General features: G+C 39.8%; 18 protein-coding genes and 1 riboswitch. Of the genes, 7 read left to right on the top strand and 11 right to left on the bottom strand.

Annotation, left to right across the window (positions count from 1 at the left end; translation table 11 throughout):
* Positions 1–740: 740 nt before the first annotated feature.
* The 8 genes from ACWICE_RS14250 to ACWICE_RS14285 form a co-directional block, all read right to left on the bottom strand.
* Entirely contained in the window at positions 741–1,205 is a 465-nt protein-coding gene (locus ACWICE_RS14250) for a copper resistance protein NlpE (protein WP_185213811.1), read from the bottom strand.
* A 147-nt stretch (positions 1,206–1,352) separates the two neighbouring features.
* Complete coding sequence (locus ACWICE_RS14255) at positions 1,353–1,766, bottom strand: CBS domain-containing protein (RefSeq protein WP_093097648.1); 414 nt, start codon at positions 1,764–1,766, stop codon at positions 1,353–1,355.
* Positions 1,767–1,924: 158 nt separating this feature from the next.
* Complete coding sequence (gene tenA, locus ACWICE_RS14260) at positions 1,925–2,578, bottom strand: thiaminase II (protein ID WP_454298632.1); 654 nt, start codon at positions 2,576–2,578, stop codon at positions 1,925–1,927.
* Positions 2,565–3,404 carry a bifunctional hydroxymethylpyrimidine kinase/phosphomethylpyrimidine kinase gene (gene thiD, locus ACWICE_RS14265; RefSeq protein ID WP_454298633.1) on the bottom strand — a complete coding sequence of 280 codons (840 nt, stop codon included), beginning with the start codon at positions 3,402–3,404 and terminating at the stop codon, positions 2,565–2,567. The genes tenA and thiD overlap by 14 nt, the downstream gene beginning before the upstream one ends.
* On the bottom strand, positions 3,401–4,033 hold the full coding sequence (gene thiE, locus ACWICE_RS14270) for a thiamine phosphate synthase (protein WP_454298634.1): 633 nt from the start codon (positions 4,031–4,033) through the stop codon (positions 3,401–3,403). Before thiE ends, thiD begins: the two co-directional genes overlap by 4 nt.
* Positions 4,017–4,826: a hydroxyethylthiazole kinase gene (gene thiM, locus ACWICE_RS14275; protein ID WP_454298635.1), complete on the bottom strand. Its 810-nt coding sequence runs from the start codon at positions 4,824–4,826 to the stop codon at positions 4,017–4,019. The genes thiE and thiM overlap by 17 nt, the downstream gene beginning before the upstream one ends.
* Before the next feature lie 57 nt (positions 4,827–4,883).
* Positions 4,884–4,976: riboswitch (TPP riboswitch) on the bottom strand.
* Positions 4,977–5,023: 47 nt separating this feature from the next.
* Positions 5,024–6,712, bottom strand: a complete 1,689-nt coding sequence (locus ACWICE_RS14280; RefSeq protein WP_454298636.1) for an NAD-binding protein — start codon at positions 6,710–6,712, stop codon at positions 5,024–5,026.
* 3 nt (positions 6,713–6,715) lie between these two features.
* Entirely contained in the window at positions 6,716–10,051 is a 3,336-nt protein-coding gene (locus ACWICE_RS14285) for a toll/interleukin-1 receptor domain-containing protein (protein WP_454298637.1), read from the bottom strand.
* A gap of 308 nt (positions 10,052–10,359) precedes the next feature.
* Here ACWICE_RS14285 and ACWICE_RS14290 point away from each other — a divergent pair, with 308 nt between their 5' ends.
* Positions 10,360–14,223 carry a TIM-barrel domain-containing protein gene (locus ACWICE_RS14290; RefSeq protein ID WP_454298638.1) on the top strand — a complete coding sequence of 1,288 codons (3,864 nt, stop codon included), beginning with the start codon at positions 10,360–10,362 and terminating at the stop codon, positions 14,221–14,223.
* Positions 14,224–14,385: 162 nt separating this feature from the next.
* On the opposite strand, the gene ACWICE_RS14295 is transcribed toward ACWICE_RS14290, so the two are convergent.
* Positions 14,386–14,913 (bottom strand): YceI family protein, encoded by a 528-nt coding sequence (locus ACWICE_RS14295; protein WP_185213819.1) that lies wholly within the window; start codon positions 14,911–14,913, stop codon positions 14,386–14,388.
* A gap of 351 nt (positions 14,914–15,264) precedes the next feature.
* Here ACWICE_RS14295 and ACWICE_RS14300 point away from each other — a divergent pair, with 351 nt between their 5' ends.
* The 5 genes from ACWICE_RS14300 (at position 15,265) to ACWICE_RS14320 (ending at position 22,151) form a co-directional block, all read left to right on the top strand.
* Positions 15,265–15,669 (top strand): hypothetical protein, encoded by a 405-nt coding sequence (locus ACWICE_RS14300; protein ID WP_454298639.1) that lies wholly within the window; start codon positions 15,265–15,267, stop codon positions 15,667–15,669.
* A gap of 172 nt (positions 15,670–15,841) precedes the next feature.
* The gene (locus tag ACWICE_RS14305) at positions 15,842–16,924 is read left to right on the top strand and encodes an efflux RND transporter periplasmic adaptor subunit (protein ID WP_454298640.1); all 1,083 of its coding nucleotides are present in this window, start codon (positions 15,842–15,844) and stop codon (positions 16,922–16,924) included.
* A gap of 25 nt (positions 16,925–16,949) precedes the next feature.
* Positions 16,950–20,111 (top strand): efflux RND transporter permease subunit, encoded by a 3,162-nt coding sequence (locus tag ACWICE_RS14310; protein ID WP_454298641.1) that lies wholly within the window; start codon positions 16,950–16,952, stop codon positions 20,109–20,111.
* Positions 20,101–21,549: a TolC family protein gene (locus tag ACWICE_RS14315; RefSeq protein ID WP_454298642.1), complete on the top strand. Its 1,449-nt coding sequence runs from the start codon at positions 20,101–20,103 to the stop codon at positions 21,547–21,549. Before ACWICE_RS14310 ends, ACWICE_RS14315 begins: the two co-directional genes overlap by 11 nt.
* 158 nt (positions 21,550–21,707) lie before the next feature.
* Complete coding sequence (locus ACWICE_RS14320) at positions 21,708–22,151, top strand: hypothetical protein (RefSeq protein WP_454298643.1); 444 nt, start codon at positions 21,708–21,710, stop codon at positions 22,149–22,151.
* A gap of 46 nt (positions 22,152–22,197) precedes the next feature.
* Here ACWICE_RS14320 and ACWICE_RS14325 read toward each other — a convergent pair whose 3' ends face one another.
* Together ACWICE_RS14325 and ACWICE_RS14330 are read right to left on the bottom strand one after the other, a co-directional pair.
* A complete protein-coding gene (locus ACWICE_RS14325) occupies positions 22,198–23,226 on the bottom strand; it encodes a LacI family DNA-binding transcriptional regulator (protein WP_185213824.1) in 1,029 nt (342 codons plus the stop codon).
* A 156-nt stretch (positions 23,227–23,382) separates the two neighbouring features.
* Entirely contained in the window at positions 23,383–24,318 is a 936-nt protein-coding gene (locus tag ACWICE_RS14330) for a hypothetical protein (RefSeq protein WP_454298644.1), read from the bottom strand.
* Positions 24,319–24,962: 644 nt separating this feature from the next.
* Between ACWICE_RS14330 and ACWICE_RS14335 the strand changes: the two genes are divergently transcribed.
* Positions 24,963–25,631 carry an NAD-dependent epimerase/dehydratase family protein gene (locus ACWICE_RS14335; protein WP_454298645.1) on the top strand — a complete coding sequence of 223 codons (669 nt, stop codon included), beginning with the start codon at positions 24,963–24,965 and terminating at the stop codon, positions 25,629–25,631.
* The last annotated feature ends 164 nt before the right edge of the window (positions 25,632–25,795 follow it).

Raw genomic sequence — 25,795 nt, forward strand, 5'->3', positions numbered from 1 at the left:
CCTTGTAGAAATTTGATGTTTGTAATGGCGAACCCACAGCCTGGGTGAAATATTTATCCATACCTTTTGTGTCAGCCTGAGTTTACCGAATGGGCCTCGGAAGTATCCACTCTTCATTTGAAAAATAGTTCCCTCATCTTACGATTTCGGGATGACAAACACCTCAAAAAATAAAAAAATAGATTCTTCACTTCACTCTGAATCCCTCTTTAACGCATTTTGATTCTGAACGAATAGTGAGGAATCTGTACGGTTCTCAATATAAAGACCCTGTCATCCTAAATCTTTGATTTAGGAACTGTTCGCCAGTACAAACTATTGCAGATAGAAAAACTGTATGCCAATGCAATTATTCACAAAATTAGGTTTGCAATGTTCTGAGATCCTTCGGATGAACCTCAGGATGACTAAACGGTGGATAACCGCAGGTAAAGGAAAGTATGCCAATGCAATTATTCACAAAATTAGGTTTGCTATGTTCCGAGATCCTTCCTGCGTCAGGACGACAATGGGGTGTTAGCCGAAGATTTAGGAATTGTTCGCCAGTACAAACTATTGAAGATAGAAAAACTGTACGCCAATGCATTATTCACAAAATTAGGTTTGCAATGTTCCGAGATCCTTCGGATGAACCTCAGGATGACTAAAAAAACTTAACATAATGACATTTCCCATTGGGGCAAAAATAAAAAGAGCTGATTTTTTCAAACCAGCTCTGTACAATATCTATAAACTCAATACTATTGAGTTACTTTTTTCAAGATATAATTGTCTTTCAAAGGACCGTCGATAGGTTTTCCATCTTGGTCTAGGGAGAACAATTGGTTTTCGCCAACTTTTAGTTTCATGTTTACTTCTTTACCTACTAAATGAACGACACTGCCGTTGTCATGCCACATAAATTTACCGGTATCCTCAATTTTAGTGTCTCTTTCTTGATATTCACCTTCATAGGTAAAGGTTTCATCGGAGTTTAAGGTCACCGTAGTTTTGATTCCTGGACAGTCAGCGCAAGGAAATACGCCAGAATAGGTACCCGCCCAATCAACCGAATTTTGGGATGTATGTGTGCTGTCAACGGGGTTAGAATCTGTCAATACCGTTTCACTTGAATCTTTAGATTCCAATTGTTTATTAGCGTTTGAAGTACAAGAACCGAATGTCAATAATGCTGCGGTTCCAGCAAGTAAGCATAGTTGTTTCATATAACATAAATTTTATATTCAAAAATGCCCAAAAACTGCGCCAAAAGCTACCTTACTAAGAGTTTTTGTAATAATAAATTTCCTTATAAAAAATTTCAGCTGTAAACCCATTTGGTCTACAGCTGAAAATTAATTATTAACAAAATACTAATATTGATCGATAAAATATTTTAAGAGATCTGTTGTAGTTACTATCCCTACAAGGTCTTCACCGTCCACGACTGGAATGGAGTGGAAAGAAACTTGAGAAAGGGTTTCTGTCACTTCCTTTATGGTCGCTTCAGGATCTACCGTCAATGGTGATTTAGCCATTAACTGCGGAATGCTGTACATATCATAAACGATAGTTTCGATATCATCCTCTTCGTTTACATCCGCATAGCTAATTTTCAATAAATCAGAATAACTGACTACCCCAACTAATTTTTTGCCCTCTACAATAGGCAAGTGACGGATATTATGTTTCTTGAATAGTTTCTCCGCCTCATATAAGCTATCTTTTGGAGTCAATGTGATCAACTCGGTTGTCATAATCTGCGATACTGGAACTCTTTGTTTCATGATATTTGATTTTAATGGTTTGCTTAATCCTTTACTCAAATATCATGTTTGCATTGCGCCAAAAACAGGAGATTAATTACGTTAATAAATGATCTTTACCGCGCTAATATTGTACTTTTTTTTGTATCTTAATAGTTGGCCCAAAATTCAAGAATTGCTTACCATTTTATATTCCGATAAGCAGCATCCCAGAAATTAAATTCCAATCTACTTGCGGCAATAAAGACTTCAAGCATGGCTTTTCTACCTTTATCTGTGCTGTTTTCTGCCATGTAATCACTATACTGTAGGGCTTTTTTCACACCTTCGGCAAATTCATCGCCACTATAGGTCTCAATCCAATTCTTGTAAGGGTTATTATCTGAATTCTGGTTTTGATAGATATGGTCTCCCACTTCTTTGTAAATCCAAAAGCAAGGTAAGATGGCTGCCGTAGCTACCTCTATGGGATCATAGGCCACCGTACTTTTCAAGAAGTGAATATAATGGTGACAAACGGGCTCTATCGTAATCTCTTGATTGGGTTCAAGCTTGAATTGCTTGAAATAAGCCTCATGTAAAGCTCTTTCCACGATCAAGGCATTCTTGCCAAATTCAAAGAAGTCCAAGGCCATTTCATTGTCCTCTGCCTTTGAACCGAGTGCCGCAAGTGCTCGTCCATAATGTTCGAGGTATTTGGCATCCTGTAGCATATAGAACTGAAACTTTTCCAATGGGAGGGTTCCGTTTTTCAATTCTTCGATAAAGGGCATTTTCAATATTTCATGATAGATGGGTTGGATAGCTTCCCAAGCTTGATCAGTCCATTTCATATTTAATGAGTCTTTGAGGGTTAAAAAAGTGATTCAGTGGTCCATTTCCTTTTCCTATCAGCAGATCTTTGCTTCCTTTTATGGCACTGTTGATATACATGAGAGCATTTTCGGTGGATTGTTCCAAGTGATAGCCACGGGCAAGGAATGATGCAATGGCAGAGGAAAGCGAACAGCCTGAGCCGTGTGTGTTCTTGGTATTCACACGTTTAGATTCGAAATATTGCGCTGCATGGTTTTTCTGGATCAATATACTGGTGAGTATATCGCTTTGAAGATGTCCACCTTTTAATAGTGCAGCATTACAGCCTAAACTCAAGATTTCATCAGCGACTTCTACCATCGCATGTACGCTGCTGATTTCTCTACCCACCAATACGGAAACTTCATCAAGATTAGGGGTAATGATTTGGGCTATCGGAAACAATAGTTCTTTAATGGCCGCTATGGTTTCTTCATGGATCAGCCGATGTCCGCTAGTGGAAACCATAACCGGGTCAAAGACGATGCTGCCTTTATAATCTTTCAGGGAATTAGCAATGGTTTCGACCAATTTGCTATTATGTACCATCCCTATTTTGATGCTGTCGGGATAGATATCTTCAAAGAGACAATCTAATTGCTCATTTACAGCCTCAACAGGGATGTCGAAAATGTTCTTCACCCCTTGGGTATTTTGTACCGGCAAAGCCGTCAATACATTCATGGCATAGCAACCTAGGGATGAAATGGTTTTGGTGTCAGCTTGGATGCCGGCACCACCACTGCCGTCAAAGCCCGCTATACTGAGAACAGTTGGTACTTTATATTTTTTGTTTTCTTTCATTTTAATAATCCTTTCAACAGTTCGGCTGCTTTTCTTGGGTCTGAACTGCCGCAAATTGCAGAAACGACAGCAATGGAATTTGCGCCGGCTTGAAATGCCTGTCCAGCATTGTCCTGGTTCATACCACCGATAGCGATCAGCGGTTTATCGGCTTTTAGTTTTATTTCTTGTATACCGTGAATACCCCAAGTGGTCACAGTATTGGTCTTTGTCGCTGTTTTAAAAATAGGGCTGAGCCCCAGATGATGGGTTGGGGCCATTTGAGGACTTTCCAGTTGATCTTGGTATTCCAATGACCAGCCAATTTTCAGGATATCTCCATATTTTTCAGCTATGTCCAGGGGCTGTGTATCCGAAAGGCCAACATGAACGCCCCAAGCATGGATTTCAACTGCAATTTCAGGAGCATCGTTGATGATCAAAGGAATCTGGTATTGGCCTGTAATTTTTTTCAGTGCCTTTGCCTTGTTCAAATATTCCGTATGGCTGAGTTCTTTTTCACGCAATTGAATGATATCCACTCCGCCCAATATGGCTTCTTCCGCAACTTGCAGCCAATTCATTTTAACACAATCTTTTTCTGAAATCACCAAATAAAGGGGGTAGGGGAAATCAGGATGGATTGGCATATTTTTTTAGTTTTAAGTTGCCTAAAATCTGTTCTTTGGCAAGATTGTAAAGGATGTCATAAAAATTGAGCTGAAGGCTACCTGGGCCTTTCGATATTTTGGCAGCCAATTCGCCTGCAAGACTAGTGATGGCAATACCAGCGACAGCTTCTTGGTAGGGGTCTTTTGCTAAGCCAATGAATGCTGCGGTTATTGCGGAAGCCGTACAGCCCATTCCAGTTACCTTGGTCATCACGGAGGTGCCGTTTTTGATTTCGGTGATTTCATCCTTTGAAATGACATAATCAGTGGCACCGGAAATACAAACTATGGATCCCGTTTCCTCTTGCAGTAACTTTCCAGCATCTAGGGCCGAGCTGCTTGATTGGGTGCTGTCCACACCTTTAGCACTTTTATTGTTAAAGTTCTGAAGGGCGATAATTTCAGAAGCATTCCCACGAATGACCGTTGGTTTTAATTCCAATAGTGATTTTAGCGTTTCATTGCGTAGGGTAGAGATACCTGCACCAACCGGATCCAATACCCAAGGTTTAGCTAATTTGTTGGCCAGCTTTGCGGCCAGGATCATATTTTCTGCCCATGGTTTGCTTAGGGTACCGATGTTGATGACAAGGGCATTGCATAAACTGAGGACTTCCTCTAATTCCTCTTCGGCATGGACCATAATTGGAGATGCACCAAGTGCTAGAAGGGCATTTGCGGTATTGTTCATGACCACAAAATTTGTAATGTTTTGAACGAGTGGAGATTTTTCTCGGACTTGAGTCAATAAATGATAAATGTCGTTTTCCATTATTTGAAAAATTAAAAACAATAATGGCTGAAGGGAGGGAATAGGCAATTAGGTTTGCCAAGCAATTTTGCTTTTCCCTACGACGGTTTTAACCGTATCAGGTTCAAAGGGTCTGTCTCAATTCCTATTAGAATACCCCTAAAGCCAATCAAATATAGCCCAAACAATCTGCAAAGACAAATTCTTGGGCTATAGCTTTATTTTTCGTTCAAAAGAATCTTAATTCTAAGGATGGTGTCTCGATCTTTCTGTTTTTCACTTTCGCTCAAGATTTCCCAAGGAATCAGGGAGGGGTGGAGTTTAAGCTCATCATTTCGTACTTCCCCATAGTCCCAACCATTGATATATCGGTGTGCCATCCAGCGGTTATGCTCGATAATGGCCAAGGTTTCCACTTCATCCTCACTGAAAGCTATTGCATCCGGCTGGTTTACTGGCCATTCTTTATGGGTCAATAAAAACTTATAGGGAATATGGTCTGCCTGCGCTCGGCTGGCATCTTTTGCATCTTCGCTCAGGGTTAACCAATCAGAGGTGTATCGTGCACTTTCTGAACTGGTCCCGGAAAGTAATTTTCTATAATCATCATGGATGGCCTGGGCTAATTTGTCCAATTTATTGCCCGTGATAAATTCAAGGTTACAGATATCTTCCATCTGACCAAAGAATTTTATCCTATCGCTTTCTTCCGAATAGCGGATCAACTTCCGCAAACCTTTTCCTTCAGCATTGAGCACATAAATCGGGAATTTACTATTCTGGGTTTTGTCCAAGAGTTCCAAAGCGGTATTGAGATTAGTTTGGTCCTGGTCGAAAGCAGTAATGAACAAAGTTTCATTGCCTTTATCCAATAATTCCTCCCTAGATACCAGCTCATTGTAGGTTCCTTGAAAATTATGGAATTCAATAGGAAAAATCTTATTGGCTTTAGGATATTGCTCGATGAAGTAATTCCTGTCTTCTTCAGCTTGCTCGGAATAAACAGCAATTTTTAGGTCATTTTCGACAGAAATATGGAAAATCCTCATGGCTTGGACCAACATGGCTTTTGCGAAATCCCCATAGCCTAAAAATACGATTTTATTGATATCGGAAAGTTCCTTACCGGATCGCTGTAGATCTATTGGAAATTGCGAAAAAAACTGCCTTGCCAACATCTTGTGGATGTTGAAGAATCGAAGTTGGATTTGGTTGTTATCTAAATGGATTCCGGTGTTCTTGACCAAGTCGATCAACCTTGGGTTGCTGATATGTAAAAAGCAAAGCAGGTCGTTCTGACATTTTGATCTATCGTAGATATCCTGAACAGATTCAATGATTTCAATTACGGTTTGCTCATTTTCTAGGAAGACGATCAGTGAAGAGGCGCGTTTGATCCCTGCTTCCAGTAGGGTACTTTCTTCTTCGGCATTTCCGATAATCACTAAGTGGCCCTGTTTTTTTACAGAATTGATGTCGGCATGCTCTGTTTCCTTTTCAATGGCAATTCCTTTTTGCTTATAGTCTTCCTTTAGGCTTTGGAAAAGTTGCCTACCTTTTTTTGAGATACCTACAGAGATGACATGGTTCTGTTTGAAAGAAGCCTTTAAGAGATTGAACTGTTCGGAGAATACCTTTTGAATAATCTTGTAGGCACCGAAAAGCAGAATGCCAATGGCACATATCTTAGCTAGGATCAATTCCCAGGGTACATTTTCAGCTTCTAGGCCTGAACCTGAAGGGTCGCCACCGAATACGATTTTGATGATGCGGTAAATCCGATCAGGTAGGTACCTCAAAGAGTTGCTCTCAGGAAAGAACTTGGATAAACCGATCCAAGATAATATTATCAAAAAGCATACAAATGCTATTCCCAATAGACCTTTTTGTCTTCTTGTCAAATTCATTCTTTATTTGCTTAAGTTCTGTTTTGCTTCTTTTAGGAGCGTTTCAACTTCAGATTTCAGTTCTTTGTTCTTGATCTTGATCAATTGTTTTTCTGTAATGTCAACCATACGCTGACCTATCAATTTCGTTTCAGGCTTACTGCTGAAATAATTGGCAACCATAGCCCTGGCCAACGGATGGTAGTCATAGGTCACTGCCAACAATTGAAGGTTCGCCTCATTTTGGATAGGGTAGTTTATCTTCAAGATATCGGTAATCTTGACGTTGGAGCTAGGGGATACTGACCTGACGAATGGATCTTCAAAATACCAGGTGTCATAGGTGCCGGTCGTATCAATATAGTTCAGGATTGCTCCGGTTTCATTGTCATACTTCTTGCCATAGAATTTCTCCAAATCTCTAGCCAATTGGTCTTTGGACATGCTGACCTGTCCTGGAACTTCCCAGATATTGATGGCGATGCCATTCATGAGTGATTCAATGGTCATTAACCTTTTGTCGCCTGGCATTACATTGATCTGATCAAATCGCTGGTTGATAAAGGGCATAGTCAGGATGTTTCCGGTTTTTGCATCAACCACCTTTGCTGCATAACGCATTCCTTCGCCGTCATCCTGTACAAAGATCTGCTTGTCATCATCCGAGAAATGGAAGTATTGTGTGTTTTTGCTGATGCGGATAGTTTGGCCAAATGATTTTTTATCCTCCAAATCCCATAAGCGCATATGGGTGGCGTCTTCAGAAAGGGCCAGTATATTTCCTTGGTTATTGAAGACCATAAACGGCGTAGCGATGGTTTTCATTTCCAAAATAGGTTTATAGGTTTTGGTTTCTAATACCTGTGCATCGCCGGTAGAACTGACCTTGATCAAGTATTGAGAATTAGGACTGAAAGCGCCACTGCTCAAAGCGTCCTTTCCTTCGATAAGAACTTTTTTAGAAGCAATATCCACCACTTTCCAGCCATCAGGATTTACTAAAATCACTGATCTGTAATCTGGGCTAACCGTAAAACCAGCGATATCCTGTTCCTGCGTATAATTGATGTTCTGTTTTCCGGTTTCAATATCCCAAGATGCAAAGCTGTTCTTACCGGTCCTTGCGAGGACTTGGGTTTCATCCTTATTGAAGATGTAAAGTTTCGCTTGAGAATCAAATGGCTTTCCAACTGGTTTCCCCGTGCTGGCATCAAAGAAGTAGGTTTTACCACTTTTGCCCTTAACAAGTATCCGTTTAGTTTTGTGGAGTACTAGGTGAACCGTTACCTCTTCAGGTACCTGAATAAAGTTTTTGGTTTTTTCGCCAGTCTTAAGATCCATCTTTTCCACTGACTTTCCAGCTCTGTATCGTAAGAATGCAGAATCATCGGTAATACCTGCCTCAATATGGGCAAGATCTTTAGTTTCATAGAACTGTGCCACTCTTAAGGGGTCGCCTTTTTTGTTTTCAATAAAGGTCTGTGAATTTCCACTTACCAAAGATTGGGTCCAATCTGGTGAGTTGGTTTCTGCATTTGTAGCATCTTGTTCCATAATCTTCATCATGTTGCTGAAAAAGAAGATGTTTTCTGGTAATTTACTGGTTTTGGTAATGGATCCGTTCGACGTATTGATCTGGTTGATCTGGGAATCATTTCCTTGGTATAGATTACCATTACCGGTGAAGCCGGTAAACCTGACCAACATGGGGGATGGGGCAGACCATTGAACGCCATTGGATTTGTTGAAATAATTCGTTCCATCAGCATTGTGAAAGGCAATTTGGTTTCCATCATTACTGAAGGTCGGTGTCTTGATTCCAGATTTGAAGTGTTTTTTAAAGACTGGTTTAGGGTCGACTGCAGCTAGGTCATAGATGCTAACTTCAGAATCTTCTGGAAATAGACGTTCCACAAATAGAGTTTTGGAGCTATTGTCAATATATGCTGAAGATGGAGCAATCTGCTCTGTTGCCGAAATGACCTGTTCTTGTTTTGTTTCCGTATTGAAAAGTACGACTTCCCGTGACCTTTTATTGAATACGATATATTTAGCGTCTGGTGAAACAGCTATTATGGCAATAAAGGAGCTGTCCGGATTTAATCGAAGTTCCTCTTTTTGGTCCTTTTCAATATCGTATCTGACGATATTGCTGTTCGTTGTGGTAACATATGCCCTGTTCTGTCCATCGAACAGCGGGTAGCGGGTTTGGATTGCGGTGATATCATCCCGTTGTTTAATAAGTTTCCGATCAACGGCATCCCAAACTTGGAGTACATTCAAATTGTTTCCGGCACTGGCGAACCCAACCAACCATTTGCCATCAGGGGAGAAGCGCGTTACACCGTAATTGACATTTGGCATTCTGGTAAGATCATCTTGGACCGACAACATGGAGTGTGCAAAAAGTTCTGCACTTTCATCACCTCTTCGGGTTGCTTCCGCAATATATGCGGCGCCATCACCATATTCGCTTTCGGTCAATTTATTGATTCCTGAAGCATACAATGATTTTGCAAGATTGCGCAAGGCGGAGTTTCTTTGGTTCCAGGCAAAAACACCGGCAATGATGGCTAGGATGCCCAAGGCAGCAATGGCCGTTGCAATGCGTTTGATATTTTTGTTCTTCTGTTTTATTTTCTCCAATTGGTAAGCTTGGTCCCTCTTGGTCAATTCACCCAATGGTACGCCCAATATTCCGGATATTATTTTCAACAAGGCGAGGTCCAATCTTTTCTTGTATTCCTCGACCTGGTTTTTGATGAGGTGGTTTGCTACTCCTTGCTCGTGCAAATACCGGCGATAGCCTTCGGCAGTGGTGAATCCTTCGTCCTGTGTATGTGGAATACGGACATCAGCAGCAAGTACTTCCTCCGGTTGATCTTTGATTACCTGTCCATTTTGATCAATGTTATATCGCAGTTCATCAGGGAAACATTGTGCTTCGGTATGTGTATCGCCATATTCAGGCTCACCTTTTAGGATCAAAGCCATGATCTGCTTGGATTTGCCCGTCTGTTTGAAATACCTGATTTCGTCCCGTACATAAGTTGATCTGGCTGACTTAGGAGAGCTTAAATAGATCAGGAATTCAGAACGGTCGAGTGCTGAGGTCAGGGAACTGCTCAAGCTAGAACTGGCCGAAAGTTCCTTTTCATCCTGAAAAACGGGGTAAATCTGTCTTGGGATTTCCTGGCCGGCAGCATTTTTCTTACCGATAAGGTCTTCAGGGATTTCATAGGTTTCTAATGCATGGTGTAGCCAATCCGCCCATTTCCTACCTTCACCCTGATTATCACTATGACTATAACTTATAAAAGCTTTATACTTCTTACTTAGGTCTTGCTCTTGATTTTCCATGTAATAGCTATTTGGTAGTATCTTGAATTTCAAATGACAAAAACCAATCCCTTTTCAAGAGTTTTTAAAAAATTTGAATAAAAACTGGCTTTTAACTTAATTTAATTATTGAATTAACTCCATGTTTTACGCTGCTGCTAATTATCATTCTTAATATGTAGATTTTAATGAACAGGGGGATGGCTCCTTATTTCTGTAAAATATTTGTGGAATAAATATAGAGTACTGTTAAACTTTTATACCTTTAAAAACCTTTTTTAAAACATACGATTATAAACAGATAGAAGTATTTTATTTGATCGTATAGCATGTATAGAAACAAACAAAAGCTCTTTTGGGCTTTGGGCTTATCGCTATTATTTAGCACGGCATCTCCTGCGACAAGTTTTGTTGCTGCAGGAACATTAAAACAACAAACTCAAGAAGATTCTGTCCGGGTTCAATCGGTGCAGAAGATTAATCCCACTACAGTCCAAATCAAATTCAGTAACGATCAATTATTATTGGTTGATTTTTATGCTGACAATATTTTCAGGTTATTTCAGGACAATAAATCTGCTGTGCTGAGGGACCCGCAGGCAGAGCCAGCTGCCCAGATCTTGGTAAATAATCCTCGGAAGAAGCTGCACAATTTTGAAGTCAATGAGAAAGATGGTTCCTGGTTTATTTCCAGTAAGGAAGCCGCGATGGAAATCAGCAAAGCAAATGGCCTATTTAAGATCTACAACATCAAGAATAAGCAATTGGTAACCCAATCAATTGCCCCAATAGCATTCAACAAGAAGAAAGTTAGTCTTCAGTTAGCTGAAGATCCAACGGAATACTTTTATGGTGGAGGTGTGCAGAACGGTCGTTTTTCCCATAAAGGAAAATCCATCGCTATCGAGAATACCAATAATTGGACAGATGGGGGTGTAGCCTCGCCAACTCCCTTTTATTGGTCAACTAAAGGCTACGGTATGATGTGGTACACCTTTAAGAAAGGGAAGTATGATTTTGGCAATACTGAAAAAGGAAAGGTAAAGCTTAGCCATGATACCGATTATCTGGACTTGTTTTTTATGGTCAGCGATAATCCGGTCGGAGTATTGAACGATTTCTATCAGTTAACCGGAAACCCCATATTGTTGCCAAAGTTTGGTTTTTATGAAGGGCACCTGAATGCCTACAACCGCGACTTTTGGAAGGAAGATGAAAAAGGCGTTTTATTCGAAGATGGGAAACGGTATAAGGAAAGCCAAAAGGATGAAGGCGGTACCAAGGAATCATTGAACGGCGAAAAGAACAATTATCAATTTTCAGCAAGAGCGGTGATTGATCGGTATCAACAGCATGATATGCCATTGGGTTGGATATTGCCGAATGATGGATATGGAGCCGGATATGGGCAAGAGAAAACATTAGATGGAAATATCCAAAACCTTAAATCATTAGGTGAATACGCTCGTTCAAAAGGCGTGGAGATAGGGCTTTGGACGCAATCAGATCTGCATCCAAAGGATAGTATAGATGCCTTGCTGCAAAGGGATATCGTGAAAGAGGTTCGTGATGCTGGGGTTCGTGTTTTAAAAACAGATGTGGCCTGGGTCGGTGCGGGATATTCCTTCGGGTTGAACGGTGTTGCCGATGTGGGACATATCATGCCATATTATGGCAATGATGCACGTCCATTTATTATCTCATTGGATGGCTGGGCAGGTACGCAACGATATGCTGGTATCTGGTCTGGTGATCAGACCGGAGGGCAATGGGAGTATATACGATTCCATATTCCGACCTATATTGGTTCTGGTTTGTCGGGGCAACCTAATATCACTTCCGATATGGATGGTATTTTCGGCGGAAAGAACACAAAGGTGAATACAAGAGATTTCCAATGGAAGACCTTTACACCGATGGAATTGAATATGGACGGCTGGGGTTCGAATGAAAAATACCCACATGCTCTAGGTGAACCTTTTACATCGATCAACAGAAACTATCTGAAGTTGAAATCTGAGCTTTTGCCCTATGCATACAGTATAGCAAAGGAGGCCATTGATGGAAAACCCATGATCCGCGCGATGATGCTGGATTATCCTAACCCTTATACCCAAGGTTCTGCCACGCAATATCAATTCCTGTATGGACCTTTTATTTTGGTTGCTCCAATCTATCAGGAAACCAAAGTTGATTCCTTAGGGAATGATATCCGTAACGGTATTTACCTTCCGGAAGGAAATTGGATAGATTATTTCTCTGGCGACCTCTATGCAGGGAACACCATCGTGAATAATTTTGATGCTCCGATCTGGAAAACACCGGTCTTTATTAAGGCCGGAGCAATTATTCCTAGAACAAACCCTAACAATAATGTCCAAGAAATCAATAAAAAACACAGGATATATGAAATCTATCCTGCTGGGAAATCGCATTTCTACGAATATGATGATGATGGTTTTACCCAAGCTTATCTAAATAAAGAGGGGGTTTATACCTGTATTGAATCGGATGCTGAAAAGAAGGCAGAGGTGAAGATTCTGGTTCATAATGCCGAAGGTGATTTTAAAGGTTTTGAGAAGGAAAAGAGCACTGAATTTTGGGTCAATATGACCAAAAAGCCGAAGAAGATTGCGGTGAAAGTTGGAAAGAAAAACTTAAAACTGAAGGAGGTGAATTCTAAGGCAGAATTTGAGCGTTCAAATAATGTGTACTATTATGAGGGAAGGCCGAATTTGAATGCTTTCTCTACCAAAGGCTCCCTATTTGAGCAAACAGAGATCATTAAGAATCCACAGTTATTGGTGAAAGTTGAGGAAACTGATGTTACCATAAATCCGATCAGTTTAACAATTCAAGGCTTTGAATATGCGCCAGTAGATCGCTTTAAAAAATCGACAGGGGTACTCAGCGCACCGAGTACCGTTAGCATTTCAGAGGAAAAGACAAAGGCTTATACTTTAGAGCCAACATGGGATCGGGTAGAGCATGCAGACTATTATGAAATAGAATTTGATGGACAGCAGTATAGTTATATCCAAGACAATCATCTCCTGTTTGAAGGATTGAAACCTGAAACCAATTATAATTTCAAGATCAGGTCGGTAAACAAGGATGGTGTTTCAGATTGGAAGGAATTTGAACAGACTACCAAATCGAATCCATTGCAATTTGCCATAACGGGATTATCTGCTGAAACATCTGTGCCTAATCAAGGATCAGAGGGAGTTGATAATTTGGTGGATTTTGATGAGGGTAATATGTGGCATACGAAGTGGGGACAGAAGGCAGTTCCATTTGATTTGATAGTGGACCTGAACAGTTTTAACCAGTTGGATAAGTTTCAATATTTACCAAGATCGGGAAGAGGAAATGGAATCTTGTTGGAAGGTAAGGTGGAATTCAGCAATGATAAGGAGGTGTGGACTGAAGCCGGTGATTTCAAATGGGAGAACAATGATAGTATGAAGGAATTCAGCTTTAGGGACCAGCCGAAAGCAAGGTTTGTGAAGTTGAAAGTTTCTAAAGCTGTTGGAGATTTTGGTTCTGGAAGGGAGTTATATGTGTTTAAGGTTCCTGGAACGGATAGTTACCGTCCTGGTGATATCAATAATGACCGATTGATCGATATCAATGACCTGACTTCCTATACCAACTATACAGGTTTGAGAATGGGAGATGCCGACTTTGAGGGCTACGTGAGCAATGGAGACATCAACAAAAATGGGTTGATTGACGCGTATGATATTTCAGCTGTTGCTACGAAGTTAGAAGGGGGCGTTGAGTTAGATCCGAAGGAAGAGCTTTCAGGATCACTGAAGGTTTCTGCATCTAAATCTAATTTCAGCAAGGATGATATCGTGGAAGTTCACGTGAAAGCAGATAACTTGAAGGATGTCAATGCATTCTCATTTGCCCTGCCATATAATCCTCAAGATTTTGAATTCGTAGGAATTGACAATCATCTCGCAAAACAAATGAACAATATGACCAATGACAGATTGCATAGCAATGGTCAGAAAGCCTTATACCCTACATTTGTGAACTTAGGTGATAAGGAAGTCATCAACTCCAAAGATGGTTTGATCCTAACCATAAAATTGAAGGCTAAACGTGCTGGTCAGTTTAATTTGAAAGCCAAGGATGTCATGATCGTTAGTAAGAGCATGAAGACACTAGGCTCAAGGCAATAGACACTAGACATCAGACACAAGAGCCTTTCTAAGGGGGGAAGTTTGAATTTAGTCTGCTGTTTTAGGACGGCTGAAAATTCTACTATCTTGTGTCTTATGTCTTAAGTCTAAAAAACAGGAAAGGCCAGATTAATCTGGCCTTTCCTGTTTTTAATAATTCACTTATGCTAGAACGAATTGTAAGTCAGCTTGGAATTTCACGTCTTCACTCACCATTACACCACCAGTTTCAAGGGCAGCATTCCAAGTTAATCCGAAGTCATTACGGTTGATTTTACCAGAAACGGTATAACCAGCTTTTTGGTTGCCCCAAGGGTCTTTACCAATTCCACCGAATTCTACATCGAAAGTAACAGGTTTGGTCACATCTTTTATTGTTAAGTCACCAGTTAATTTGAATTCATCGTCATCTACTTTTTCGATTCCAGTGGAAACAAATTTGATATCTGGGAATTGAGATACAGCGAAGAAATCTTCACTTTTTAAGTGTTGATCACGTTGGCTGTTTTTAGTGTTGATGGAATCAGCTTTGATTTCTACTGATACATGTTTTGCAGCATCTAGTACATCTTCGCTATTTTCTACACTAACATTGAAGTTTTCAAAATGACCTTTTACTGTGGAGATCATCATGTGTTTTACTTTAAATTCGATTTCGCTGTGTGCGGTATCTAAGTTCCAATTTGCCATAATATTATTCTCTTTATTTATTCTCTATTTGTTTTTGTTCAACAAAGATGAGGGGAAATTTATTCTTGCACATTGATGTATGTTAAGAAATGGAATGTTAATTAAAATATTTAGAATAGTGGGCAAGAATATATTTGCGATTTCCTCTGCTATTCAAATTTCCTCTTTACAGGGATATTGAACTTGGTCTTTACTCTAGGTTAAATTTACGACAAAAGGGATAATTATCACTAATGGAATGATTGATAATAAAAATTAAATAATTGATAATGAATTACTGACGGAATTATGACGGTTAAAATCTGTTAAAGCCATTTGAATTATTATTTCACATAGTATATTTGCCTTCAAATGAAAACGATTGTCACATTTGTACTTTTTTTCTTCTTCCTGTTAATAAGGAGTGGGAATAGTCATGAGGTAATCAATCATTCTGATAGACCCGCTATCAGTTTTATGGAGAACTTTGCTGGCAGTATTAGCCCAGCTCAGCAACATGAGTTTCAAAAGTTAAAATACACGCAAACAAATTCTAATGGATTAGGAGGGCATGCAGAGCATATCCTTTTAGAACAAGAATCTGAGGATTTCCAACTGTGGAAGGACTATCATCTTCAGATGGCTTTCTATTCTTGTCTGATTGCGTTTTCTTTTTTGTTGTTTTTTCCAAAAAAAGCACATCAGAAATCTACGGATTTTATCCTCGATAATAATCCCAATCCTATTTTCATTTCTCAACGCTCCTTGAGAATTTAATACCCTTGATACTTCAATGGTCATTGGCATTTTATGCTGTTGATTTAATGGTATCTTAATTATTATTTTCTTAAGCACTAACAATCTTCATTGACTATTGAATGTCCTTATCCCTCATTTGGGTTCAAGCCCATTTTACATTCAAAAACTTTAAAAAAATCTTTAAAACAAAATGAAGAGAGTTGTCATGCTTATGTGTTCACTGGCTGCACTGTGCCTAGTGTCTTGCAATGAAAAAATAGAAGAAAAGGAAGAGGCTTTCAAATACACTGTAACCTCTCCGGCAGAAATTGACACGAGCTTTAACAAAGAGTATGTGTCCCAGATTAAATCCGTAAGAAATATTGAATTGCGTGCGCTGGAGAAAGGATATCTCGAGCAAATTTATGTCGATGAAGGCCAAACGGTCAAAAAGGGTCAGTTGCTTTTCCGTATCAAGCCTACCATGTACCAAGCCGAACTGAACAAACAAATGGCTGAGGTTGAAGTCGCGCAGATCGAAGTTCAGAATACCCAAAACCTGTCTGATAAGAATATCGTATCGCCGAATGAACTGGCAATGGCAAAAGCGAAACTGGAACGGGCAAAGGCTGAGGCAGCTATAGCAAAAATACACTTAAACTTTACAGAGGTTAGAGCACCATTTGATGGTACTATTGATAGGATTCCATTGAAATTGGGAAGTCTGGTTGATGAAGGGGAGCTATTGACGAGCTTGTCGGACAACTCGCAGATGTTTGCCTATTTCAATGTCTCCGAACCCGAGTATCTAGATTATCAACGCAATGTGGCCAACCGTGCCGATAATCACGTTTCCCTATTGTTGGCGAACAATGAAGAGTTAGAACATAAGGGCATGGTGGAAACCATTGAAGGAGAGTTCGATATCGAAACCGGTAATATCGCTTTCCGTGCTCGCTTCCCTAACCCGAATAAATTACTGCGGAACGGAGAGACTGGAAAGGTCTTGATGAAAGTTCCAATGAAGCGTGCCCTATTGATTCCACAAAAGGCAACTTACGAAGTTCAAGATAAAAAGTATGTATTCATTATCGGCAAGGATGGAAAAGTCGTTTCGCAACCGATCAAGATCAGTGCTTCGCTACCCGATCTATATGTCGTTGCGGGAGGAATTGCGCCGAACGATAAGATCCTTCTAGAAGGATTGCAGAAAGTTAAGGATGGCGAAAAGATCAAATATGAGTATGTGGAGCCGAAAGATGCCATCTCAAATTTAAAGATCAGAACAGAATAAGTTGTATGGAAAAAAATAGAATAACATGTTTAACAGATTTATAAATAGACCGGTACTTTCTATTGTCATATCCCTTATTATCGTATTCTTAGGGGTATTGGCCATGACACAATTGCCAGTAACACAATTTCCGTCAATCTCTCCACCGAAGGTAAATGTGAAAGCAGAATATCCAGGTGCGAATGGAGAGTTGATGATCAAAGCCGTCATCATCCCATTAGAAAGGGCAATCAATGGGGTGCCCGGCATGAAATATATGGCTTCCGATGCCGGAAATGATGGGGAAGCCAGTATTCAGATCGTTTTTGATTTAGGGACCGACCCTAACCAAGCCTCCGTCAATGTACAGAACAGGGTAGCTTCGGTAGTCAATAAGCTTCCACCGATTGTGGTCCGTGAAGGGGTAAAAATAACCCGTGAGGAATCCAATATGTTGATGTACATCAATATGTACAGTGACGAAAAGGATTTGGATGGGAATTTCATGTACAACTTTGCCGATATCAATGTGGTGTCAGAGTTGAGGCGTGTTCCAGGTGTGGGTGTCGCCGATATCTTGGGAAACAGGGAATATGCCATGCGTATTTGGTTGAAACCCGATCGGATGACAGCCTATAAGGTTTCTTCAGAAGAAGTGATGAAAGCCCTTGAGGAACAGAGCCTAGAAGCTTCTCCAGGTCGAGCCGGTGAGTCTTCGGGTATAAAATCCCAATCCTTTGAGTATATCCTGAAGTATTCCGGACGTTTTACGACGGAGGAGGAATATGGCAATATCATCCTTAAGGTAAATCCAAATGGGGAGATCTTGAGATTGAAAGATGTAGCCGATATACATTTCGGTTCTGCCATGTACGATATCTACTCCACCTTGAACGGGAGACCTTCTGCAGCGATTGTCCTGAAACAATCCTATGGAAGTAATGCCTCTCAGGTAATCAAGGATGTCAAAGCGAAAATGGAAGAGCTGCAGCAATCTTTTCCCAAAGGGCTGCACTATGAGATAAGTTACGATGTATCCAAATTCTTGGATGCTTCTATGGAAAAGGTAGTACATACCTTGGTCGAAGCCTTTATTTTGGTGGCTTTGGTGGTATTTCTGTTTTTAGGGGATTTACGATCGACCTTGATCCCGACGATTGCCGTTCCTGTGTCTTTGATCGGAGCATTCTTGTTTATGCAATTTTTTGGGATCAGCATCAACTTGATCACCCTTTTTGCCTTGGTGCTGGCTATTGGGGTGGTCGTTGATGATGCGATCGTCGTCATCGAGGCAGTGCACAAGAAGATGGAGGAACACCATGTATCAGCCTATAAAGCAACCAAAAAGGCTATGCATGAAATTGCAGGTGCAATTATCGCAATTACCTTTTTGATGGCTGCGGTGTTTATTCCTGTAGCCTTTATGTCGGGACCTGTCGGCATCTTTTACCGTCAGTTCTCGATTACCATGGCGACCTCCATTATCCTTTCGGGTATTGTGGCATTGACCTTGACTCCGGCATTATGTGCCATTCTCCTAAAGAACAACCATGGAAAGCCTCGTAAGAAATCCATCGTTGATAAATTCCTGGATTCCTTCAATAGAGGATTTGACAATATGCAGAACCGCTATGTCAAGTTGCTGAGTAAGATTGTAAACAAACGCATATTAACCTTCCTGATATTGATCGGTTTTTGTATTGGAGCCTATTTCCTAAATAATAGTGTGCCTTCAGGCTTTATCCCCAATGAAGACCAAGGGATGATTTATGCCATTATACAGACCCCACCAGGATCAACCTTGGAACGGACAAATAAGGCTGCATTGGATTTGCAGAAAGAAGCAGAGGATATCGATGGTGTAGCATCCGTTTCTTCACTTGCAGGTTATGAAATCCTGAATGAAGGTACGGCAGCAAATACCGGGACACTATTGATCAATTTGAAAGGTTGGGAAGAAAGGAAGGAATCAGCTTTAGAGATCATTGAGCAATTGGAGAAAAGTGCTGAAAACATTCCTGGAGCATCCATTGAGTTCTTCCAACCACCAGCAGTACCTGGTTATGGAGCAGCCGGAGGATTTGAATTGAGGTTGTTGGATAAAACCGGTAACAATGATTTCCAGAAAATGGAACAGGTGAGCAAGGATTTTGTGAAGGAGTTGAACAATAGGCCAGAACTGGCATCTGTATTTACATTCTTTAGTGCAAGTTTTCCGCAATACCTTTTAAAAATCGATAATGAAGTAGCTCAACAAAAGGGTATTTCCATAGATAATGCGATGACCACCCTGTCTACCTTGGTGGGATCGAACTATGAAACCAACTTCATCAAGTTCGATAGACAATATAAGGTCATGGTTCAGGCTTTACCTCAATATAGAGCTTTGCCTGAGGATATCTTAAAGCTATATGCCAAAAATGATAAAGGCGAAATGGTGCCATTTTCTGAGTTTATGCATATGGAAAAGGTATATGGACTTTCAGAGATTACCCGACATAATATGTATTTGGCATCAGAGATTTCTGGGTCAGCGAAACAGGGCTTTAGTTCTGGCGAAGCGATCAATGTAGTAAATGAAGTTGCTCTGAAAAGCTTGCCACGTGGCTATGCCATTGATTGGGCGGGTATTTCGAAGGATGAGGTAGCCCGTGGTAACCAGGCCATTTATATATTCATGATCTGTTTAGGCTTTGTCTATTTGATTTTGGCAGCGCAATATGAGAGTTTTATCCTCCCATTTGCTGTGATACTTTCCCTACCTGTCGGAATCTTCGGTGCCTTTTTCCTATTGAAACTGCTGCATCTTGAGAATAACATCTATGCGCAGGTTGCACTGGTCATGCTGATCGGTCTGCTGGGTAAGAATGCCGTGTTGATCGTGGAGTTCGCTGTTCAGAAACATCAAGAAGGCCTGAGCATTTTTGAAGCAGCCATGGAAGGTGCAAAAGTCCGTTTCAGACCGATCTTGATGACCTCATTTGCATTTATTGCAGGATTGATTCCATTAGTCCTGGCTACGGGTCCAGGTGCTATTGGGAACCGAACGATCGGTACCGCGGCGGCAGGAGGGATGCTGTTCGGTACCATCTTCGGGGTCCTTGTGATCCCGGGATTGTACTTTATTTTCGGGACAATCGCCTCCGAACGTAAATTGATTAAACAAGAAGACGAAAACCCTTTATCTGAAGAAATCGATGGAAAATAAAAAATATAACTGCTTCAATTGGGTTGCCGTCGGAATATTGGCACTTTCTGTATCAAGCTGTAAAGTGCCTCAGGCAACGCAGAAGAAAGAAAATAAAGTAATGCCGACCAGTTTTGTGGATTCATTGGCCAGCCAAGATGCCACAAACTCAGGCAACGTGAAATGGAGGGAGTTCTTTACAGATCCAAACCTGATTTCCTTGATCGATACTGCTTTAAAGAATAATCAGGAACTGAACATTACCCTTCAGGAACTGGAGATTGCCAAGAATGATATCATGCTCCGAAAAGGAGCATTGAAACCTATCGTGGGCATTGGAGCTGGGGGTGGAGTCGAAAAAGTGGGTCGCTATACCTCGCAAGGAGCAGGTGATGCTTCCACAGAAATTACTCCTGGACATGAGATGCCCGATCCCTTAGGTGATCTAAATGTTTCTGTTTTTGCCCATTGGGAGGTTGATATCTGGCGAAAGTTAAAAGATTCTGAACAGGCAGCGGTAAACCGTTATTTGGCAACCGTGGAAGGTAAGAACTTTGTGCTGAGCAGCCTGATTGCTGAAGTGGCCAATTCCTATTATGAGTTATTGGCCTTGGATAATCAACTGTCCATCATTCGTCAGAACATTCAGCTGCAGGACAAAGCCTTGGAGGTCGTGAAGATCCAAAAGGAAGCAACCCGGGTAACGGAATTGGCTGTTAAAAAGTTTGAGGCAGAGGTTGCAAAAACCAAGGGAATGGAATTTTCTACTTTGCAACAGATCAAGGAAACGGAAAACAGGATCAATTTTCTCTTAGGTAGGTATCCGCAGGAAATTGCAAGAAACCAAGCTAATTTTATTGATCTAGTTCCTGCAACAGTGAGAACGGGGATTCCAAGTCAATTGCTGAATAACCGCCCTGATATCCTACAGGCAGAGCATGAACTTGCTGCGTCAAAATTGGATGTACAGGTGGCCAGAAAGGAATTCTATCCTTCACTGGATATCTCAGCTGCTTTTGGTCTTCAGGCATTTAAACCATCTTATCTTTTCAGGTTGCCGGAATCCTTGTTATATAATTTAGCGGGGGACCTTACTGCACCACTTTTGAATAAGAACGCCATCAAGGCGGAATTCAATTCCGCAAATGCAAGGCAGATCCAAGCCATCTATAATTATGAACGGACCCTGTTGAATGCTTTCACCGAAGTATCTACCCAGCTGTCCAATATTGACAATTTGGAGAAAGGATATGTCTATAAGAACCAAGAAGTGGATGCATTGAATAAATCCATTGATGTATCCAATGAACTCTTCAAGTCTGCAAGGGTAGATTATTTAGAAGTTTTGATGACACAAAGGGACGTATTGGATGCAAAGCTCGAATTAATCGAAACAAAAAAACAACAACTCAATGCAGTTGTTAATGTATATAAAGCATTAGGAGGGGGGTGGAAATAATCTTCCTTCTAATATTATTAGGGTTAGTTTTCAAGGGAGCGGTTATTCTGCTCCCTTTTTATATTTAGCATTGTTGATGTAGTTATTTTTATATATTTGGCGATTATTTATTAACCCACTAACAAATCATTATGCTTAAAATTACAAAGAGTTTTTTCTTGTTAACTCTAATTACTATTATTCATTTGCATTCCAATGCCCAGTCTAATCCATTTTCTATCGGAGCACATTTAGAATGGAACATGGAGTCGCCCACCTATGCCAAGCTATATTCGGTCAATGCTAAATATGATTTCAGAGAAAGACAAGCTATTCAAGCTCAGGTAGGATTAGGTGATTATGATGTTTACTATATAGGTGCCGATTATCTATATACTGTATTGCTCTTGAAAAAGATGCCGAGTGTGTTTGTTGGGGCAGGATTAGGTTTTGAAGGGATTCGTGGCACGGATGCTAATGATATTATCATAAATGCGCAGGCTGGATTCCAGTTCGACATCAAGAAGTTTTCTCCTTTTGTGGGATACAAACCTAAGTTTTATTTTGAAGCAGAAGGAATTGATCCATCTACGATTTTTATAGGATTACGTTATAGACTTTAAGATATTATTTAAAAGCACCTGTACTTTGTTATAGGTGTTTTTGCTTTTAGAGTACTGAAGATTTCCTAGGGATCAATTTAGTCTTTAGTTCAATGGTTTCATATTCCTCAATTGGGTATTTGGCATTGATCAGCTCAACTAACTTTTGGAAGGCAATCATTCCAATCTCTTCTGTAGGTTGAACCACTGTGGAAAGGGACGGGTTAAGGGAGTTTGGAATCCTAATATTGGAGAAGCCAATGACTGAAACCTCTTCGGGAACCTTGATGTTCATTTCAGCTAATATGCCCAAGGTCAGGGTGGTGATGTCATCGGTTGCACCAAAGATGGCATTGACCATGTTTCCTGTAGATTTTAGATAGTTCAGCTTTTTTATGATTGAATCTTCGATTTCATCATGTTTGCTATAGTCACATTCTAGGTAAAAATTATTATCAAATTCTATCTTATGGTCTTTCAGGCATTTCTGGAACCCTACTAATCTGGCTTCCGAAACTCCTATGTTTTTACCCGTGATATGTAAAATATTCTTCCTTCCAGAGTTCAGGAGGTGTTCGGTGGCATCATAGGCGCTCAGTTGGTTGTCGATTCCAACCTTATGGGTTTGCAGGTCATGGTTTACCCGGTCAAATAGAACCACTGGGATCCCCGAATCCTGTAGGCTCTTTAATTGTTCATAATTTGAATTGAAAGAAACAGGGGATATCAAAAGGCCATCAATTCCACGCATCTTTAGCACCTCAATGGCATGCTTTTCCAAATTGACATCATCACGGCTCTGCATGATGATGATATCATATTTATCAATTTGGGATCCCTTATGGATCCCATCAAGGACTTGGGAGATAAACGTATTGCTGATATTAAAAACGATGACACCAATCGTGTTGGTCTTGCCTGTTTTCAATGTCCGAGCGACCTTGTTAGGGACATAGTTATGTTTTTCAGCATAGTCTTTCACCATTTTTTTAGTAGACTCACTGATTTCATAACTATCTGATAGAGACTTGGAAACGGTAGAAATAGATAGTTTTAAGTCTCTGGCAATATCCTTTAAAGTCTTACGTTCTGTCATAATTAGTTCATCCTGAAATGATCCTGATAGGGAGATTTCTAAAAATTTAAATAAACAAATTTTAAATGATTTTGGCAATTTATTCTTCCTTTTTAATAAAAAGACATCCAATTTAAGTTAAATTGGATGTCTTTTTTAGCCTTTACTTAAAGATTTTTATTTACTTACCTCGAAAGGTAAGACTGCATTTTCAACGATCAGCTTCTCCTTATCATAGATATCTAATACCATGAAACCCTCGTAATAAGTTCCAAAACTCTCTGGAGGATTTGAATGCTTTTTTAGGGATTGGATTTTTCCCTTGACCTTAAATTTTTTCCACTCTCCAGGATTTATACTATAGTTGTAATTTGCAGTAAAAGGTCCTATGTATTCCATATATTCAACCCAGTTTTTTTGGTTTTCTACATCAAGATCAATTTCTTGACCCAAATAGCTGGATATGCCATTTTCTAATTTTAATACCAAATGTTGGCCTGAATTGGAAAAGGTATTATACCTGTAATCATAATATTCATTCGTAAGGTTGGAGAGCGATTTACCAGAAGAGCTTATTGTCGAAAAGAACTGAAATTTTGGATTAGTGGTTCTAATGTCAAAAATGAGTGCTTCACATCCCACAGATCCAATCTCTTTGGCCTGGATGGATCCCTCGATTTCCCTTTCAGATTTAGCATTTGGGAATTCAAAAATCTTTCCCTTAAATTTAAATGACACCGTTTGATTCTGTGGGTCATATTTAAAGTCTTCAATAGAAAAGGATTTTTTAGGCTCTATAGTTTGGGAATAGAAAACACCATGTCCAGTAGGAGTGTTTGTGTTGTACTTTACGGATACCAATTCACCATTGGAGAGTATGGTAAAGGTAATTTCAGCATATTTACCTTCCGCAGCTTCAATTTGGGCCGAAACATAAATTTTTCCGCAATTTTCATTCCCCCCATTGAAAGATACTTTTCCTTTAATTTCCTTGTGGTTCTCAATGAGTTGAAAGGATGGGTCTTCGGAATCAATTTTTTCTTCGGTCTTGTCACAGCTAGTAAAAAACAAGCTTAAGCATAGGAATAAGAATAGGAAAGTGAAATTTTTCATAATCTGTTATCAGTTAGTGTGTTGGCATTAAATGCGCTTTATTTTAATTTCTTCTAGCGCTAATTGTTTAAAGATAGACAATGGAAATGAGTAAAAGTTTATTCTAGGTTAAGATTATTCTTGATTTTTTTCAAGAACTACCAAGCATAGCGAAAGGAAAGGCCAAATCAGCATAGTTTAAAGCATACAACTGTATTAAAAAAAGGATTATTATTCAAGAGGAATGTAAAGCTTCTATTAATTTGACGAAATCGATATCCTAAATCAAAAAAAGGGTACAAATCAATCATTATTCTTGATGTCTGTTTGGAGATGCGGAAACTAAGACCATTGAGAATTTTACCACAGATAGCTAGGCTAACTGGATCGGATCACTGGATCAAGATTGTGGTAGGAAGCAGTAATCATGCTAATAATATTAATTTAATATTAATACCCGTATTTATCCAATAGTTGGGCTTGTAGTTTAGTTATTTGGGTGAATAATATTTCTGCAATATGTATTTGTGTTAATTTTTAAGAAACAATAGCAAGAAGTCAATTTGTTAATTAATGTTGGTTTAAAACTTATGTGGTTGTACATTCAATTTTTGGAATAATTTATGTAGAATTTTAAATTCAAGATATTGGAATCTAGAATAGGTATGCAAAAATTAAAAGTGATTATTACGGGGGCAACTGGAATGGTTGGGGAAGGAGTGCTTCAGGAATGTTTAGTCAATCCTGAAGTAGAAAGGGTATTGATTGTCAACAGAAAGGAATATCCGCTACAACACCCCAAATTATCACAAGCGATTCTATCTGATATTCAGGATATTGAAAGCATAGGAGAGGATCTATCTTTGTACAATGCCTGTTACTTCTGTGCTGGGGTTTCTTCCGTAGGCATGGATGAACAAAAATACAGCATGTTAACTTATGACCTAACTTTAGGCTTTGCCAAAAAACTGTTGGCCATTAATAAAGACATGACTTTCTGTTATGTTTCGGGTTCAGGAACCGACAGTTCCGAACAAGGAAGGACCATGTGGGCTAGAGTAAAGGGTAAAACTGAAAATGACCTGATGAAACTTCCTTTTAAAGCTGTGTACAATTTTCGTCCCGCATTTATGCGTCCTACCCCCGGTGCAAAAAATGTCAAGGGTATCTTTAAACTGATTACTGCCCTCTATCCAATCCTGAGACCGTTCAACAGAACCTATTTCCTAACCTTAGAAGAAGTCGCAAAAGCCATGATCGTCGTATCCATACATGGTTACAATAAGCATGTGCTTGAAGTTGAGGATATTTCATTCCTAGCGTCAAAATCCTGAGTCTTTCTTGTTCCCATGTCCTCCAAAAAACTCCATTTATTGTCTTGAAATAAAAAAAATATCGATTTTTTCAGAATTACATTTTCTCATAATTACTGATTATATAGAAATATATCTACAATTCCGTTTAGGTTTTCCATTATTTTCCTGTAAATTTATTGAGT

The organism is Sphingobacterium sp. NPDC055346 (genome assembly GCF_053645235.1).

Excerpts from the sequence above, each read along its gene's own strand:
- ACWICE_RS14250 (WP_185213811.1), bottom strand. The coding sequence starts at position 1,205 with ATGAAACAACTATGCTTACTTGCTGGAACCGCAGCATTATTGACATTC.
- ACWICE_RS14255 (WP_093097648.1), bottom strand. The coding sequence starts at position 1,766 with ATGAAACAAAGAGTTCCAGTATCGCAGATTATGACAACCGAGTTGATC.
- tenA (WP_454298632.1), bottom strand. The coding sequence starts at position 2,578 with ATGAAATGGACTGATCAAGCTTGGGAAGCTATCCAACCCATCTATCAT.
- thiD (WP_454298633.1), bottom strand. The coding sequence starts at position 3,404 with ATGAAAGAAAACAAAAAATATAAAGTACCAACTGTTCTCAGTATAGCG.
- thiE (WP_454298634.1), bottom strand. The coding sequence starts at position 4,033 with ATGCCAATCCATCCTGATTTCCCCTACCCCCTTTATTTGGTGATTTCA.
- thiM (WP_454298635.1), bottom strand. The coding sequence starts at position 4,826 with ATGGAAAACGACATTTATCATTTATTGACTCAAGTCCGAGAAAAATCT.
- ACWICE_RS14280 (WP_454298636.1), bottom strand. The coding sequence starts at position 6,712 with ATGAATTTGACAAGAAGACAAAAAGGTCTATTGGGAATAGCATTTGTA.
- ACWICE_RS14285 (WP_454298637.1), bottom strand. The coding sequence starts at position 10,051 with ATGGAAAATCAAGAGCAAGACCTAAGTAAGAAGTATAAAGCTTTTATA.
- ACWICE_RS14290 (WP_454298638.1), top strand. The coding sequence starts at position 10,360 with ATGTATAGAAACAAACAAAAGCTCTTTTGGGCTTTGGGCTTATCGCTA.
- ACWICE_RS14295 (WP_185213819.1), bottom strand. The coding sequence starts at position 14,913 with ATGGCAAATTGGAACTTAGATACCGCACACAGCGAAATCGAATTTAAA.
- ACWICE_RS14300 (WP_454298639.1), top strand. The coding sequence starts at position 15,265 with ATGAAAACGATTGTCACATTTGTACTTTTTTTCTTCTTCCTGTTAATA.
- ACWICE_RS14305 (WP_454298640.1), top strand. The coding sequence starts at position 15,842 with ATGAAGAGAGTTGTCATGCTTATGTGTTCACTGGCTGCACTGTGCCTA.
- ACWICE_RS14310 (WP_454298641.1), top strand. The coding sequence starts at position 16,950 with ATGTTTAACAGATTTATAAATAGACCGGTACTTTCTATTGTCATATCC.
- ACWICE_RS14315 (WP_454298642.1), top strand. The coding sequence starts at position 20,101 with ATGGAAAATAAAAAATATAACTGCTTCAATTGGGTTGCCGTCGGAATA.
- ACWICE_RS14325 (WP_185213824.1), bottom strand. The coding sequence starts at position 23,226 with ATGACAGAACGTAAGACTTTAAAGGATATTGCCAGAGACTTAAAACTA.
- ACWICE_RS14330 (WP_454298644.1), bottom strand. The coding sequence starts at position 24,318 with ATGAAAAATTTCACTTTCCTATTCTTATTCCTATGCTTAAGCTTGTTT.
- ACWICE_RS14335 (WP_454298645.1), top strand. The coding sequence starts at position 24,963 with ATGCAAAAATTAAAAGTGATTATTACGGGGGCAACTGGAATGGTTGGG.